The following is a 14,857-nucleotide window of genomic DNA, read 5'->3' as shown; positions in this document are numbered from 1 at the left end:
CTATGACAGAAAAAACAAAATTAGTACGTATAGCAACCCGTAAAAGCGCTCTGGCGCTATGGCAAGCCGAATTTGTAAAAGCGCAGCTAGAGCATTTTCATGATGACGTGCGTGTTGAGTTAGTCCCTATGTCGACCCAAGGGGATATTATTTTAGATACACCACTTGCTAAAATTGGCGGTAAAGGCTTATTTGTTAAAGAGCTTGAGCAAGCTATGCTAGATGGTCGAGCTGATATTGCCGTACACTCAATGAAAGATGTGCCGGTGGAGTTTCCAGAAGGATTAGCCCTTCATACCATTTGTGAGCGTGAAGATCCGCGCGATGCGTTTGTATCAAATCACTTTGCTAACTTGAATGAGTTACCAGAAGGAGCGGTAGTAGGTACATCAAGCTTGCGCCGCCAATGCCAAATTAGAGCACTGAGACCTGACTTAGAAATCCGTGATCTACGCGGAAACGTAAATACACGCCTAGCTAAATTAGATGCTGGGCAATACGATGCGATTATTTTAGCAGCGGCAGGGCTTATTCGTTTAGAAATGGGCGAGCGTATTGCTGACTACATTGAACCAGAAGTATCGCTGCCTGCAAATGGGCAAGGTGCTGTAGGTATTGAGTGTCGGATTGAAGATGAAGTAACTAAAGCGTTATTAGCACCGCTTGAGCACACACATACACGTATTCGTGTTAATGCAGAGCGTGCAATGAACCGCCGTTTAGAAGGTGGTTGTCAGGTGCCAATAGGTGCCTATGCGTTAGTTGATGGCGAAGAGGTCCATTTACGAGGGCTTGTAGGCGCAATCGATGGCAGCGAAATTTTACGTGACGAAGTTGCGGGTCATATTAACGATGCCGAAAAACTCGGAATAGAGCTGGCTGAAAAATTACTTGCTCAAGGCGCAGATAAAATTTTAGCTGACGTATACAGAGATGCATAAATGACACATATTCTGATAACTCGGCCCGAAGGAAAAGGCGCAGCCCTTGCAGAGCAACTTGAGCAAGCGGGTTATCAGGCGTCATTGTTTCCTGTTTTAAATATTAACTATTTAACGCCCTCTAGTACTCAACTAAGCCCACTTATTAATGCAGATAAAATTATTTTTATCTCTCAGGACGCTGTTAAAGCACTGGCACAATTAAAGCCCGATATAAACATTAAAGCGCAGTTTTATGCTGTAGGGCAGCAAACTGCCGATACAATATATGAATTATTTGGTGTGCGTGCAGCCACGCCTAAGCAGTTCGATTCAGAAGGGATATTGGCTCTTAAGTCGTTGGCTCAGGTTGATGGTAGCAATATTGTATTGGTTAAAGGGCAAGGTGGTCGCCCAGACATCGCCAAGGTACTTAAAGAGCGTGGCGCGTTTTTAAATAATTGTGTTGTTTATGAACGTGAGCCAGTGCCAGATTTAACCAGTAACTGGACTGACCACTGGAAAAGCAGCAATGTACACGGTATAGTCATAACAAGTAATGCAGCAGTTGATGCCATGTTTACCCCCCTTGCTGCACAACAATTACAATGGTTACAACAGTGCCACTTTTATGTTGCCAGCGAGCGCATAGCCGCATATTTACAGCAACAACATGTTAGTTTGGCAAATATCCATATTGCAGCAGGGGCTAGCGATAACGCTATGTTTACCTGTATTAATCAGCAAGGTAGCAGCATGAGTGAACAACCTAAGTCAATAACAACAGAAAACACAACATCAACAGCTTCGAGTTCAACAGCAGTTAAAAATGAGCAAGCAAACGTAAAAAACAAACCAGCAAATGACAAACAAAAAGTAAGTAAAGTGGCTTCACTTGCATTGTTAATATCGTTAGTTGTGGCCTCTGGAGTTGGCTACGAGTTTTATCAAAAGCTAAATGCAGGTAAAGCGCAAAACACAATTGTTAATGAACTTAGCGAGCAAAACAAGCTGCTCCAGCAAGAGCTTGCTGCACTTAAATCTTCTCAAATGAGCTTACAACAAGCGTTATTTAATAGCGAAGAAAAAGTATCTGAGGCATTAACGCAAAGCACTCTTGAAAATCAGCAAGCATTAAAAGCTGCGCTGCAAAAAGCGCAGCAGCAAGGTTCATCTTTAAACCCACAAGAGGTCACCAGCTTACAACGAATGGCTGAGTTTAAACTGTGGGCCGAAAAAGATTACCAAGGCGCAAGCGCTGTACTAAAACGTTTAGACGGACTGTTAAGTGAGCACCCTGGCACAATTGAAGTTCGCCAAGCCATTATGCAAGACATACAAACGCTGGATAGTTTAAAACCGGTTGCTACCGAGGCCATTTATTTACAGTTAAATAGTGTTATTAACCGAATTGACGAATTGGTGTTTAACGCGGTCAACTTACCAGAGGAAACATTGGTAATTGATGAACATGCACTTAGCGAAGATATTAACGACTGGCAGCAAAATATCAGTAATAGTTGGAATAAAATTGTTGATAGTTTTATTACTATTAGGCGCCATGAAGGGATTGCTATTGAACCTTTACTAACCGATCAAGAGCGTAATTTAATTAATCAACGAATTAAATTAAATATAGCACAGGCGCAGGACGCACTATTAAGTAAGCAAGCGAGTATATACTTTAGTGCGTTAAGCGAAGCTAAGCGCTTAACTAGCGAGTACTTTAAGCAAGACGATGACGCCACAAAATCAGTACTAAATACGCTATCTAAATTAGAAAAAGAGCAGCTCAATTTTAGCCAAGAGGTCACTCTGCAAAGTACACAAACGGTTAAGGAGTGGGTGCAATGATAGGCCTAATAATCTTAATTGTAGCTATTGTTGTTGTACTTGCGGTAACCCCTTTTGTACTGGACGAAAAAGGCTACGTGCTTATCTCGTTTAATAACACAACAATTGAAGGCACCATTGTTTCGTTTTGTATTATGGCTGCAATGACTGCAGCAACTTTATACTTTACGTATAAACTAATACGCTATTTATTATCAATTTATAGAAATACCAAACATGGTTTTTTTGCCCGCAGTGAAGAGCGTAAATTCGCCGCAATTGAACAAGCCCTTTTCAGTGCTATAAACGACGATTACGAACAAGTAGAGCGCGCGCTTTCTGGCAACAGTGTGCCAGATAAATTTGATGATATTCGTTTAGCACTATTGGCTAAAGCGGCACTTGCTAACAACGAGGCAGATAAAGCACTAGAACGATTATTTGAAATAAGCCCTGAGCAGCAATTGAAAGTAGCAAAACTATGGTTGGCAAGTGGCGATAGCAGTGCAATTGAATCGCAGTTGCGCGTTAATGCAGAAGCTAAAAAAGCCACTGCACTTGAGCTTAAACTGTACACTGAGGTACTGGTACAACAGCAGCACTTTAGCGTGCTAGAAGAGTTTTTACCCAAGCTACTGCGTAAAAAAGTGTTTTCTAGTGATCAGTGGACGCGTGTATTTACTGCCTATTTTTCGGCTCAATCAGCTGATGAACTAACAAATAAATACAAACAATTACCACGAAAACTTCAAACTTATGCGCATACTGCGTATTTAACTCAAATGGCTGCAACAGGTCAGCTTGCTGTTATTGAGGGCGATTTAACTAAAATGGTTAAGCAAGCCAGCCAACATGATGAGCTTGCTACTATTTTAAATAATGCAAACCATGGCGAAGCGCACAAATTACAAGCCAGTATTCAAGATCGCCTTAAAAAAGACGACACTAATACAGCACTGCTGTTGTCGCTTGCGTGCCTTGCTAATGCACAAAGTGATTATGATTTAGCGGCACGTGTGTTCGATAAAGCACTTAATGGTGATAATAAACACCATTTTGCAGACCAAGCAGCTTTGAGTTACAAAAACACGGCACAGGCTGAAAAGGCGCTCGTTTTATATAACAAATAAGTTTACTAGCTGATTAGTTATATATTTTAGGCACAGGTTATAGGCGTTGTATAAATGCTTTACCTGTGCTTTTTTATAGGTATTTTTTAAATTTAGCGAAACAATAAAAAGTAAGGCGAGACTATTTTATACATATTATTGTTAAGTGCGTGAATATTTGCACAAAAAGCAGACATATGACCGCTTAATAATATTACAAAGCGTATAGACTTGAAAAATAACTCTATCTGCGTATTATGCGCAAAAATTTAATTAAACTGGGTGCTACTATGATCAATAGAAAACTACCTTTGCTAGATATTCACCGTCATTTAGATGGTAATGTTCGCGCGCAAACCATACTAGAACTTGGTCGTCAGTTTAATATTGATTTACCCGCAGATAACGTTGAACAATTAATTCCTCATGTTCAAGTGATAGATCCAGAGCCAAACCTTGTCGCTTTCTTACAAAAGCTAGACTGGGGTGTTACGGTACTTGGCGATTACGATGCATGCCGCCGTATAGCTATTGAAAATATTGAAGATGCACAAGCACAAGGTCTTGATTACGTTGAGCTTCGTTTCAGCCCTTACTACATGGCTCAAAGCCAAGGCTTACATCCACAAGGTGTTGTCGAAGCTGTGGTTGATGGTATTAAATCAGCAACAAAAAATGCCAATATTAAAGCTAATTTAATTGGTATCTTATCGCGTACTTATGGTGTTAAAACCTGCCAACATGAGCTTGATGCATTACTTGCGTTTAAAAATGATTTAGTGGCTGTTGATTTAGCGGGCGATGAAATTGGCTTTCCAGGAGAGTTATTTATTGAGCACTTTAAGCAAGTGCGTGATGCGTATTTAGCGTCAACCATTCATGCCGGTGAAGCACTTGGCGCGCCCAGTATTTGGCAAGCGATTAACGAGCTAGGTGCAAGTAGAATTGGCCATGGTGTAAAAGCAATTGAAGACCCAACGTTAATGGATTACCTGCGTGATAACCGTATTGGTATTGAGTCATGTTTAACCAGTAATATTCAAACCAGTACAGTTACTGACCTAGCTACGCATCCGCTTAAACAGTTTTTAGATCATGGCATTCTTGCTTGCCTTAATACAGATGACCCGGCTGTTGAAGGTATAGAAATAGAGCATGAATATACTATTGCAGCACCAAAGGCTGGCTTATCTCAGGCTGATATAGAAAAAGCCCAAGCGAATGCGTTGGAAATTGCATTTTTAAGCGACGGCGATAAAAAAGCATTATTAGCACAAGTGAGTGCACGTTAAGCAATACAAATAAATATGCCGCTTTGAAGCCGCATATTTATAGACTTAACTTGAGCGCTAGTTAATAAGAGGTTTACTGTCTAACGCTCAGGTTTAAATTAGTGTTCTTGACAGCTTAGGTAGTTATCGTAGAGCGCTTTGAGTACATCGGCACGATTTATCATTCCTACCACTTTTACGCCTTCTACCACTGGGTAGTTTTTAGGCTTACCCGGCTGCATTTGTTCAGCCAGTTCAATAATGTTTAAATCGCTACTTACTGTGACTACATTGGTTTGCATAAGCTGCGACACTTTTACAACCCCTTCGCAAAAATAACTGCTCTGCATTAAAGGCTTTAATAACTCTTGCTCTGAAATAAATCCGACAAGGCACTTTTCGTTGTCGAATACAGGCGCACCAAGTAATTTAAATTTTTGTAACTCGGCTATGGCTGTCGTCATTTCGGTGTCTGGTGTTATGTTTGGCAACTTACGTTGCATAAAATCTTTTACTTTTGTATTTAGCATTTGGGTCTCTCCCGCTGATGTTCTGTACAAAGTATGGTTTATAGATTGGATTTTAGGAAATTGTTTATATTGATGAATATGATAGGTTTAAACTATTAAAAATTTAAAGTCATAAAAAAAGCACCCGTAGGTGCTTATTATTAAACTATGCGATGAGTTTACTTAATAAATGCAAATGCATCGGCGTACATGTTTTCACGAATAGCGCCATGAGCTATAAAGTCGTCACGTACAATCCCTATCATGTCAAAACGACCCGCCATGTAAATGTCGTAAGGTTCAAGTGATACAATATCTTGCATTACTGCTTTGTGCACAAAACCAGTGTGACCTTGCCAATTAGCTGATGGGTTTTCGACAACAGGAATAAATTCAAAATGTTCATGGCTCTCTGCCCATAATTTCATTTCTTCATGTGCGTACAAAGCAGACTCTTCTTTAACACCCCAATAAAATAATACAGGGCGGTCACAGTTTATTTCAGCTAAGTGATCAGCCATTGATTTTACATACGAAAAACCAGTGCCACCGGCAAGTAAAATAATAGGTCGGTTACATTGCAAACGAAGTTGGGAAACACCTAACCCGGCCTCTATATCAACCATTGTGTTGTTTGCATGTGCATTGCGTAAGTGTTCAAGCGATTGCATTGCGTATGAGTCTGCACCCGAAGCACCAATGTGTAGTTCTATTTCGTCACATTGAGATGGGCGGCTAGCAATAGAAAAAGCGCGTTTGTCTTTTTCACTTAACACGAGTTGCATGTATTGGCCCGCTTCAAAGGTCACAGGCTCTTGTGGCTTTAAAGTTACTTTGTTAACAAATTCTGTAAGTGGGCTGATAGCTACAACTTCAGCTTTTAATGTTTGCATTTTTTACCTTTTAGCAGCGCTTTTGACAGCAGATACGCAATTGAATGAATCGATTCTAGCATACCTATAGGATTATTTTATAGCCTGTTTATAGCTTACTCGAACGATGGTGAATAAATTATTGACCATCGCTGGGTTTGTTTAGTTGTTAGAGAATTTTAAGGCTATCCCAAATATCATCAACGCGTTCTTTGGTGGCTTTATCCATTACTATTGGTTCACCCCATTCACGGTCGGTTTCGCCTACCCATTTATTAGTCGCGTCCATACCCATTTTAGAGCCGAGGCCCGATACCGGAGAGGCAAAATCTAGGTAATCTATTGGAGTGTTTTCAATCAACGTTGTATCACGCGCTGGGTCCATACGAGTTGTTATGGCCCAAATAACATCTTCCCAGTCGCGTGCATTTATATCGTCGTCGCACACAATTACAAACTTGGTATACATAAATTGGCGTAAAAAAGACCATACTCCCATCATTACGCGCTTGGCGTGACCAGGGTATTGTTTTTTCATTGTGACTACTGCCATGCGGTACGAACACCCTTCAGGCGGTAAATAAAAATCGACAATTTCGGGAAACTGTTTTTGTAATATTGGAACAAATACTTCGTTTAGTGCAACACCCAGGATAGCCGGCTCATCTGGCGGACGGCCAGTAAATGTGCTGTGATAAATAGGATCTTTACGGTGTGTAATGTGAGTTACGGTCATAACAGGGAAGTCATCTACTTCGTTGTAGTAACCAGTGTGGTCGCCATAGGGGCCTTCTGGCGCCATTTCGCCTGGCATAATATGGCCTTCTAGTACTATTTCGGCACTGGCAGGTACTTGCAAGTCATTTGAAATCGACTTTACTACTTCAGTTCGGCTTCCACGTAATAACCCAGCAAATGCATATTCGCTAAGCGTATCAGGAACAGGAGTTACCGCACCTAAAATGGTCGCCGGATCAGCACCTAACGCCACCGACACAGGATAAGGCTGGCCAGGATTTTCTTTACACCACTCTTGAAAGTCGAGCGCGCCACCACGATGCGACAACCAGCGCATAATTATTTTATTTTTACCTAATAGCTGTTGGCGATAAATACCCAGATTTTGACGTTTTTTGTATGGCCCTTTTGTTACGGTTAAACCCCACGTAATTAAAGGGGCTGCATCGCCCGGCCAGCAGTGTTGAATAGGTAGCTTTGTTAAATCAACGTCATCGCCTTCTAAAACTACTTGCTGACAAGGTGCTTTTTTAACTTCTTTAGCTGGCATATTCAGCACTTTTTTAAACACAGGAATAGATCCAAGTGCTTCTTTAATGCCTTTTGGGGGCTCGGGCTCTTTTAAAAACGCGAGTAGTTTACCCACCTCACGAAGTTCATTTACGTCTGTTTGGCCCATCCCCATAGCCACTCGCTTCGGTGTTCCAAATAAATTGGTAAGCACCGGCATGCTGTGCCCTTTTGGGTTTTCGAATAATAAGGCAGGACCTTTTGCACGCAGTGTGCGGTCGGAAATTTCGGTCATTTCAAGATACGGGTCAATTTCTTGGGTGATGCGTTTAAGCTCACCTTTTTTTTCAAGTAAATTGATAAAATCGCGCAGATCTTTATATTTCATTATGGGCCGCTATTAAGCAAAAGAGTTGAACTATTATACCCATTTCATGCAAAGCAAGTCATTACACCTGTACTTAAAACTTAAAGCGCTCTACGGCACTTGTTAAAGAGTGTGCAAGTTGATTTACGTCTTCACTTTCGCTTGCTAGGGTGGTTGCGTTATTGGCATTTAAAGTGGCTTGTTCGGTCACCTTAGCCATTATTTTTTGAATATCATCACTGTTTGTTAACTGTTCATGAGAAGCCGTAGCAATTTGCTCACTCATGTGGTTAATTGAAAGTAATGTTCCTTTTATACGCTCAACCGCTTTATTTAGTTCAGCACTGTTTTCAACACACTGTTTAGCTTGTTGTTGGCCATCGTTAATTTCTTTTTGCGTCGTTTTTGTGTGTTGTTGCAGCGTTTGAATCATAGTGTGAATTTCACTTGTGGAGCTTTGTGTGCGTGCCGCTAATGAGCGGACCTCGTCAGCAACCACCGCGAAACCTCGGCCATTTTCTCCGGCTCTTGCCGCTTCTATTGCTGCATTTAATGCAAGTAGATTAGTTTGCTCTGCAATGCTGCTAATAGTGTTTACAATTGCGCCTATTAAATCTGTAAACTCAGCCAGCTCTTCTGTGCTACTTACCGCTTTATCGAGTCGATTTAAGAGTGCTTCAATACTTAAACTGTTGTCGTTAGCTATTTGGTTGACGTCGTTTGCAAACTGAGAGGCGTTGGTGATCTCGTTAGATGCATTATCGGCCTGCTCATAAACCGCTTGCGAATTATTTAACATGCTATGTGCAAGGTCTGTGGCTTGTGCGCTTCGTTCTAATTGTTGCTGAGCAACAATGGTCATTTGTTGACCTTTTTCACTTGTTTGAATGGCCGATTTATCAAGCTCGTGGGCATCATTACTAATTGCTTTTATAAGGTGTGATAAATCGTCACTGAGCTTATTGATGTTGTTAAGTAAAGTGCCAAACTCATCTTTGCTGCGCGGTTGGCTGCGTTTAGAAAAATCACCCGAGGCAATACGTGCTAAATCGCTATTTACTTTTTTAAGCGGTTTTAGCATGGCATTAGTTGTAAATATTGAAATAACAATAAGTAATCCAATAAGTACAATCGCAATTATAACAACAGAGCTAGAGCCCATGTTAATGGCCGACTTGGCACTGTTTTGCAGTGTTTGAAAACGCTCGTCAGCTAGCTTATTAAGCTGTAATAATTGGCTTTCTGTGTCTATAAATTCTTGTTGAAAGCGCTCAAAACTTTGCTGTGCCATTTGGGTGTTTTTAAGCGCTTTATTTTGCTGAGCGTAAATACCATCGGGTCCATTCAATCGTGATCTTAAGTTATTAAATTGCTCGGTGAATTGAGCCGCGTTTAAATTGTCACCAAAGGGAGTGGCTTGCTGTTCTAAATACACAAAGTTTGGCTGGATGTTATCAAGTAAAAATTGGGTATCTTGTTGATGGGCATTTAAGTCGTTAATACTGGTAGTTTGCGTAATACTTTTAATATTGTTGCTTAAATTAAATAGTAAGTCGTCTATGCGTGTTGCAGTGCCAAATACAGAGCTGAGTAAAGATTGCTGCTTTGCACTGACCTCTATGAGTTCTATATCGAGTAAGCCATTACTGAGATTGCTGAGCTCAACACCAAACTCTGTAATTAATAGAGCGGCAGCCGACTGCGCACTAAAACGCTGTTCTTTGGCATTAAACATGTTTGCGCTTGTTTTGCTTAGTTGCTCAAAGTTTTTTGAAGCGTCAACTAGCAAAGTTTGCATGTTTTGCTGACCCGTTAATTGCGGCTTAAGTGCATTGAGCATATTACTGAATTCTTGTTGCTCGCTAAGAGCTTCTTTTTTATTGGTCAGTAATAAATCAGGTTTTGTTTGGCTATAAGCTAGAGCATTGAATTTGGTAATAGAAAGAAGCGATAGCCTTAAGTCTTTACTTACTTGTTGGGCTGGTACGGCAAGGTTTTCTATACGTGAAGTTGTGGTGCTTATTTTATTTAAGGACCAGTAAAAAAATAAGCTACTAATAAGCATTAGTAAGCCAATGGCAGAAAAGGCTAAAATTATTTTATGTTTAATGGCAATAGAACGCATAACTTCATCAACAAAATTAAGACTTTTGTTAGTATAGCAAGTTTTTTAATATGTTGTTAGTAGGTTGTTATTTTGTGCTGCATAGGTGTTTATTCCCTGAAATTATAAGCATAGCTTCAGTGCCTTTCCCCCAAAAAAGGACTTTGTTACTAATGTATTTATTACCAGAGGCGCTTTTTTCATACTTAAGATGATAGGTTTTATTTTTAAAAGTGAGTTCTGCCTTTTCGTTTGCTAAGACATTAAGCACGGCTTTATTATCATTGCATACATAGTGTGTGGTTGTTGTTTTGTCATTGCACCCTATTAAACACAGTAAATAAACTACTAAAACGATTGTTGCTTTCATTTCCCCTTCCTTTATTTTTCACCGGCTATTCTATTTCAGAATAACAGAGCAAAATTAACCGTTGGTGAAAGACGTGCTTTACGTTATGTTGATTAAATTATTTATAAGATAGGGTCTGTTGATCTTTTCGGCTTGAAATTTGTCCACACTAAGGGCTATTTAATCGCGGCGCGAAGTTTGTAACCTAGTGGACTAAGTAAAAGCCGAGCAACAAAGAGTAAGTAGCCCCTAGGAAGAACCAAACCGGCTGCTGCAAATTAACATTGAAAGAACAACAGACCTTAGGAAGCACAATGGCAGGCACTAACCTTTTAACATTATTAGATGATATAACGGCTTTACTCGATGACATTGCAACCATGAGTAAAATTGCGACAAAAAAAACGGCGGGTGTTTTAGGAGACGACTTAGCACTCAATGCACAGCAAGTAACGGGTGTGTCAGCCGACAGAGAGCTACCTGTTGTATGGGCGGTAGCAAAAGGGTCATTTTTAAACAAAGCCATTCTTGTTCCAGCGGCTTTAATGATCAGCGTTTGGCTGCCATGGCTAATTACACCACTTTTAATTTTAGGTGGTTTGTTTTTATGTTTTGAAGGGGCTGAAAAAGTATTTGCGCGATTTTTACCTCATCACGATGATATTGCCGATGGCGACGAAACGCCTGATTTAGTTGAATATGAAAAGCAAAAAATAAAAGGCGCGATACGAACGGACTTTATTCTATCGGCTGAAATTATTGTTATTACGCTCGGCACTGTTGCAGGTCAAACATTGCTTAATCAATCTTTAGTGCTTTGTGTAATAGCCATTGTTATGACTATAGGTGTTTACGGACTTGTGGCTGCCATTGTAAAACTTGATGATGCTGGCTTGTATTTGGTGAATCAATCTAAAGTCTCTGGCAGTACGGTTAAAGAGTTTATAGGTAAAGGCTTACTTGCAGCAGCACCGCGACTTATGCAATTTTTAGCGTTTGCAGGTACTGTTGCTATGTTTTTGGTGGGAGGGGGTATTTTATCTCATGGTATTGAGTTACTGCACCACACACAACTTAATATGATTGGCTATGCGCAATCAATACTAGGCAATATAGGTGAGGTATTAGCTCCGCTTATTTTTGATGGGTTGTTAGGCGTTGTTGCCGGGCTGGTTATTGTTTTGTTTGATTTATTGTGCAGGAGAGTAGCCAACATTAAATAATTTCATTTCAATATTAAACTATTGTTATTTATGTGTATTTTTTGTAAAGTTATGTTCTAACTAATTTTTAAAAAAGGATTTTTATGAGTAAACTCCTATCTGTTTTTTTGTTATTTGCTGTCTTAATAACTAGCGCACAAGCTAAAACTAATCATTTGTCTATTGAAAGCTTTAGTAAGGCAACTGAGTTTGATGGCGTTAAGTTATCGCCAGATGGTAAGTATCTTGCTGTTATTACTCGTCCAGAGGGTAAAAAAGTTCTCATGATTTTAGATGTTGCTACTTTTAAACCAATGCATGCAGTTCAGTTCCCAGGCAATGGGCAAGTAGGTAATTACAACTGGGTAAATAATGAACGAATCGTTCTTGCTAAAGAGTATTTAAGAGGCTGGAAGGAGCAGCCTGAGTATCACGGTGAATTATTTGGTGTAAATGCAGATGGTAGCCAGGGTAAATATTTAGTTGGTTATCAAGGTGAAATGCAAACAGGGAGTAATATAAAAAAAGCAACTTCAGTCAGAGGGACTTCTTTTGTTCTTGACCCTTTACTAAGTAATCGCCGTAAAATGCTTGTATATACAATACCTTGGACAGCTTCAAACGAGCCAAACACTATAGTATATGAAGTAGATGTTTATAAAGGACACCGAAAGAGAGTTGTGCGTTCGCCTGCTAAGATGGCTGGTTTCTTAACTGATAATGATGGCAATGTTCGTGTGGCTGTTTCAAACGAAAATTATATTGACCAAAGTATCTATACGCGTGGTAAATCAGGTGGTAAATGGACAAAACTTGACTTAGGTGGTCTTCCATATGGTGATGTTAATCTTAGAGCTTTTGATGATTCAGGTGACTCAGTTTATGTCACTGCATCTCAGGCCGGCGAGGCAGAAGGACTTTATAAACTTAATTTAAATACAAAAAAATTCGAACTATTACATAAAGATAAGTTCGTATCCCCTAAGAGAGTTTGGGTGGATGAAGTATCGAAAGAGCTTTTTGCGATTGAACATGAGTTAGGCTATCCCACCTACTCTTTTGTTGGTGGTAGTTCACAAAAAAGTACTTACTTAAAGGCATTGCTACAATCATTGAAGGGTAATCAAGTACAACTTGTAAGCAGTACATTAGATGGTAGCGTCAGTGTAATTTATGCTTCAAGTGATACTAACCCAGGTGATTATTACTTATTCGACTCGACTCAAAACAATTTACGCTTTTTGTTTTCTTCTCGTAGCTGGATTAAACCGCATGAAATGGCAATTACCAAGCCTATAAACTATACAGCACGTGATGGGTTAACTATACATGGTTATTTAACTGTTCCTAATAATATGGAAGAAGAAAATATGCCACTGGTTGTTATGCCACATGGTGGTCCTCATGGAATAAGGGACTGGTGGGGTTATGATCCTGATGCACAGCTGTTAGCTAATAGAGGTATCGCAGTCTTAAAGATTAACTTTAGAGGCTCAGGTGGTTTTGGTCGTAATTTTGAGCATACAGGTCATTTAAAATGGGGTAGCGAAATACAATTTGACATTATTGATGGTGTAAAAGATCTAATCAACAAGGGTACTGTTGATAAAGATAACATTTGTATAATGGGGGCTAGTTTTGGGGGGTACTCAGCTTTACAAAGCGCCATTATAGAGCCTGATATGTTCAAATGCGCCATTGGAGTTGTTGGAGTGTATGATTTACCACTTATGTTTGATGAGGGCGATATTGCAGAACAAGAAAGAGGTCAACGCTATCTTGAACGTGCGATTGGAACGAATCAAGAGAAACTCAAACAGTTTTCCCCTAGCTATAATATTGACAAGTTAAAAGCGCCGGTTCTCATTGTTCATGGTGGTGAAGATCGTCGAGCACCTATAGAGCAGGCTGAGTCGCTAGTTACGGCTCTGAAAAAATATAAGCATCCTTATATATACGAGCTTTTAGAAGATGAGGGACATGGTTTTTATAAAGAAGAACATCGGTCTCGTTATTACAAACAAGTGCTTAGTTTTTTAGAGCAACACATGAGTTTTTAGTCTATTGCAGATATCCTTATTACAAAAAGCCAATTTACAACTGGCTTTTTAATTAGCACGTTATAAATTTACACAACTGCTCAAGCTCGTAGGCTGCTTTACTATTACCTTGAGCAATTGCTTTTTTATACCAGTAAATAGCTTGTTGTGTGTTTTTGTCTGCACCTTGCCCGTCTCGGTACATTTGTGCAAGGTTAAGCTGACCCCATTGAGAGCCTGACTCTGCAGCAAGTTTAAAGCTCTCTAAGGCTTCTTCAAATTGCCCATCTTTAAAGTACATAATGCCTTGCTGGTTATTTTTATCTAGCTTTAAACCTTTGTATAAAGGCTTAGGTTTAGGCGGAAACATCACAAACCCGCCATACAAGCTATTAGCGTGTGGGCGTAGTACATCGTAAATCACGTCACTGTCATATAAGCGCTTTACCTCATCACGCGGTAAGGTAATTGTGCTTGTTGAAAAATAATCGCGTTGCACTAATAAGCTGGTGCGCATCGCCGTGGTTATGCCTCGGTTGCGTTTATAGCTATAGTTGCTTACTTGAAAAGTAATAAATTGCTCGTCAAAGCTTAGCACTTGGGCCACTTTTAAATTTGTTAGCGTCCATGGTTCGTGAGTAAATTTATCAGCGTGAACTAAGTATGTATCAAATGCCTGTGGGTTATTTAAGTAGTTGTATTTGAGTGCTTGGTTGTCGGTGTATTGTTGAAAAAAATATACCATTACCCACAATAATAAAATTAAGCCAATCCCGTATTTTGGCAGGCTTAGTTTTTCAATTAAGGGGAGCTTTTTTAAATTAATGGCTTCGTTATGCCCACATTGGTAGCATTCGCGGTTGTAGTTTAGCTTTAAAGGTACGATAGGAATAATCGTAAAACGTAAGTAACGGCTATGGTTTACTAAGTGATAGCTATCGCTTTGGCAGTTTGGGCAGCACTGCGTTTGTGAAAAGTGAGGAAAGGACTGACTGGTGTTGAAAAGCAGCATGCAATAATGCCCCGAGTTTTAA

General features: G+C 39.9%; 12 protein-coding genes. 6 read left to right on the top strand and 6 right to left on the bottom strand.

What is annotated here, in order from left to right; genetic code table 11:
- The first annotated feature begins 2 nt into the window (after positions 1 to 2).
- From hemC to add, 4 genes are all read left to right on the top strand, one after another.
- Entirely contained in the window at positions 3 to 941 is a 939-nt protein-coding gene (gene hemC, locus MTP24_RS15395; RefSeq protein ID WP_243532039.1) for a hydroxymethylbilane synthase, read from the top strand.
- Positions 942 to 2,774 carry a uroporphyrinogen-III synthase gene (locus tag MTP24_RS15390; RefSeq protein ID WP_243532037.1) on the top strand — a complete coding sequence of 611 codons (1,833 nt, stop codon included), beginning with the start codon at positions 942 to 944 and terminating at the stop codon, positions 2,772 to 2,774.
- Positions 2,771 to 3,883: a heme biosynthesis HemY N-terminal domain-containing protein gene (locus MTP24_RS15385; RefSeq protein ID WP_243532035.1), complete on the top strand. Its 1,113-nt coding sequence runs from the start codon at positions 2,771 to 2,773 to the stop codon at positions 3,881 to 3,883. The genes MTP24_RS15390 and MTP24_RS15385 overlap by 4 nt, the downstream gene beginning before the upstream one ends.
- Before the next feature lie 269 nt (positions 3,884 to 4,152).
- Positions 4,153 to 5,154 (top strand): adenosine deaminase, encoded by a 1,002-nt coding sequence (gene add, locus MTP24_RS15380; RefSeq protein WP_010557938.1) that lies wholly within the window; start codon positions 4,153 to 4,155, stop codon positions 5,152 to 5,154.
- A 98-nt stretch (positions 5,155 to 5,252) separates the two neighbouring features.
- On the opposite strand, the gene MTP24_RS15375 is transcribed toward add, so the two are convergent.
- The 5 genes from MTP24_RS15375 to MTP24_RS15355 all read right to left on the bottom strand — a co-directional run bounded on the left by MTP24_RS15375 (position 5,253) and on the right by MTP24_RS15355 (position 10,603).
- The gene (locus MTP24_RS15375; RefSeq protein ID WP_006792457.1) at positions 5,253 to 5,663 is read right to left on the bottom strand and encodes a CBS domain-containing protein; all 411 of its coding nucleotides are present in this window, start codon (positions 5,661 to 5,663) and stop codon (positions 5,253 to 5,255) included.
- 158 nt (positions 5,664 to 5,821) lie between these two features.
- Complete coding sequence (gene fre / locus MTP24_RS15370) at positions 5,822 to 6,535, bottom strand: NAD(P)H-flavin reductase (protein WP_243532033.1); 714 nt, start codon at positions 6,533 to 6,535, stop codon at positions 5,822 to 5,824.
- Positions 6,536 to 6,683: 148 nt separating this feature from the next.
- Positions 6,684 to 8,150 (bottom strand): 4-hydroxy-3-polyprenylbenzoate decarboxylase, encoded by a 1,467-nt coding sequence (gene ubiD / locus MTP24_RS15365; RefSeq protein ID WP_243532031.1) that lies wholly within the window; start codon positions 8,148 to 8,150, stop codon positions 6,684 to 6,686.
- 73 nt (positions 8,151 to 8,223) lie between these two features.
- Complete coding sequence (locus MTP24_RS15360) at positions 8,224 to 10,254, bottom strand: methyl-accepting chemotaxis protein (RefSeq protein ID WP_010557941.1); 2,031 nt, start codon at positions 10,252 to 10,254, stop codon at positions 8,224 to 8,226.
- Positions 10,255 to 10,321: 67 nt separating this feature from the next.
- Positions 10,322 to 10,603, bottom strand: a complete 282-nt coding sequence (locus MTP24_RS15355) for an MliC family protein (RefSeq protein ID WP_008129485.1) — start codon at positions 10,601 to 10,603, stop codon at positions 10,322 to 10,324.
- 293 nt (positions 10,604 to 10,896) lie between these two features.
- Between MTP24_RS15355 and MTP24_RS15350 the strand changes: the two genes are divergently transcribed.
- Positions 10,897 to 11,805: a DUF808 domain-containing protein gene (locus MTP24_RS15350; RefSeq protein ID WP_008129486.1), complete on the top strand. Its 909-nt coding sequence runs from the start codon at positions 10,897 to 10,899 to the stop codon at positions 11,803 to 11,805.
- 83 nt (positions 11,806 to 11,888) lie between these two features.
- A complete protein-coding gene (locus MTP24_RS15345; RefSeq protein WP_138740641.1) occupies positions 11,889 to 13,844 on the top strand; it encodes a S9 family peptidase in 1,956 nt (651 codons plus the stop codon).
- A 52-nt stretch (positions 13,845 to 13,896) separates the two neighbouring features.
- Here the strand turns inward: MTP24_RS15345 and MTP24_RS15340 are convergent, their stop codons facing one another.
- Positions 13,897 to 14,835 carry a tetratricopeptide repeat protein gene (locus tag MTP24_RS15340; protein ID WP_243532029.1) on the bottom strand — a complete coding sequence of 313 codons (939 nt, stop codon included), beginning with the start codon at positions 14,833 to 14,835 and terminating at the stop codon, positions 13,897 to 13,899.
- Between the last annotated feature and the right edge of the window lie 22 nt (positions 14,836 to 14,857).

This window comes from Pseudoalteromonas sp. APM04, assembly GCF_022809815.1.
Lineage (GTDB): Bacteria > Pseudomonadota > Gammaproteobacteria > Enterobacterales > Alteromonadaceae > Pseudoalteromonas > Pseudoalteromonas marina.
Note: the sequence above shows the minus strand (reverse complement) of the source record. Positions and strands in the feature narration are given on the sequence as shown.

Coding starts and splice junctions, on each gene's coding strand:
- hemC (WP_243532039.1), top strand. CDS start 3: ATGACAGAAAAAACAAAATTAGTACGTATAGCAACCCGTAAAAGCGCT.
- MTP24_RS15390 (WP_243532037.1), top strand. CDS start 942: ATGACACATATTCTGATAACTCGGCCCGAAGGAAAAGGCGCAGCCCTT.
- MTP24_RS15385 (WP_243532035.1), top strand. CDS start 2,771: ATGATAGGCCTAATAATCTTAATTGTAGCTATTGTTGTTGTACTTGCG.
- add (WP_010557938.1), top strand. CDS start 4,153: ATGATCAATAGAAAACTACCTTTGCTAGATATTCACCGTCATTTAGAT.
- MTP24_RS15375 (WP_006792457.1), bottom strand. CDS start 5,663: ATGCTAAATACAAAAGTAAAAGATTTTATGCAACGTAAGTTGCCAAAC.
- fre (WP_243532033.1), bottom strand. CDS start 6,535: ATGCAAACATTAAAAGCTGAAGTTGTAGCTATCAGCCCACTTACAGAA.
- ubiD (WP_243532031.1), bottom strand. CDS start 8,150: ATGAAATATAAAGATCTGCGCGATTTTATCAATTTACTTGAAAAAAAA.
- MTP24_RS15360 (WP_010557941.1), bottom strand. CDS start 10,254: ATGCGTTCTATTGCCATTAAACATAAAATAATTTTAGCCTTTTCTGCC.
- MTP24_RS15355 (WP_008129485.1), bottom strand. CDS start 10,603: ATGAAAGCAACAATCGTTTTAGTAGTTTATTTACTGTGTTTAATAGGG.
- MTP24_RS15350 (WP_008129486.1), top strand. CDS start 10,897: ATGGCAGGCACTAACCTTTTAACATTATTAGATGATATAACGGCTTTA.
- MTP24_RS15345 (WP_138740641.1), top strand. CDS start 11,889: ATGAGTAAACTCCTATCTGTTTTTTTGTTATTTGCTGTCTTAATAACT.
- MTP24_RS15340 (WP_243532029.1), bottom strand. CDS start 14,835: ATGCTGCTTTTCAACACCAGTCAGTCCTTTCCTCACTTTTCACAAACG.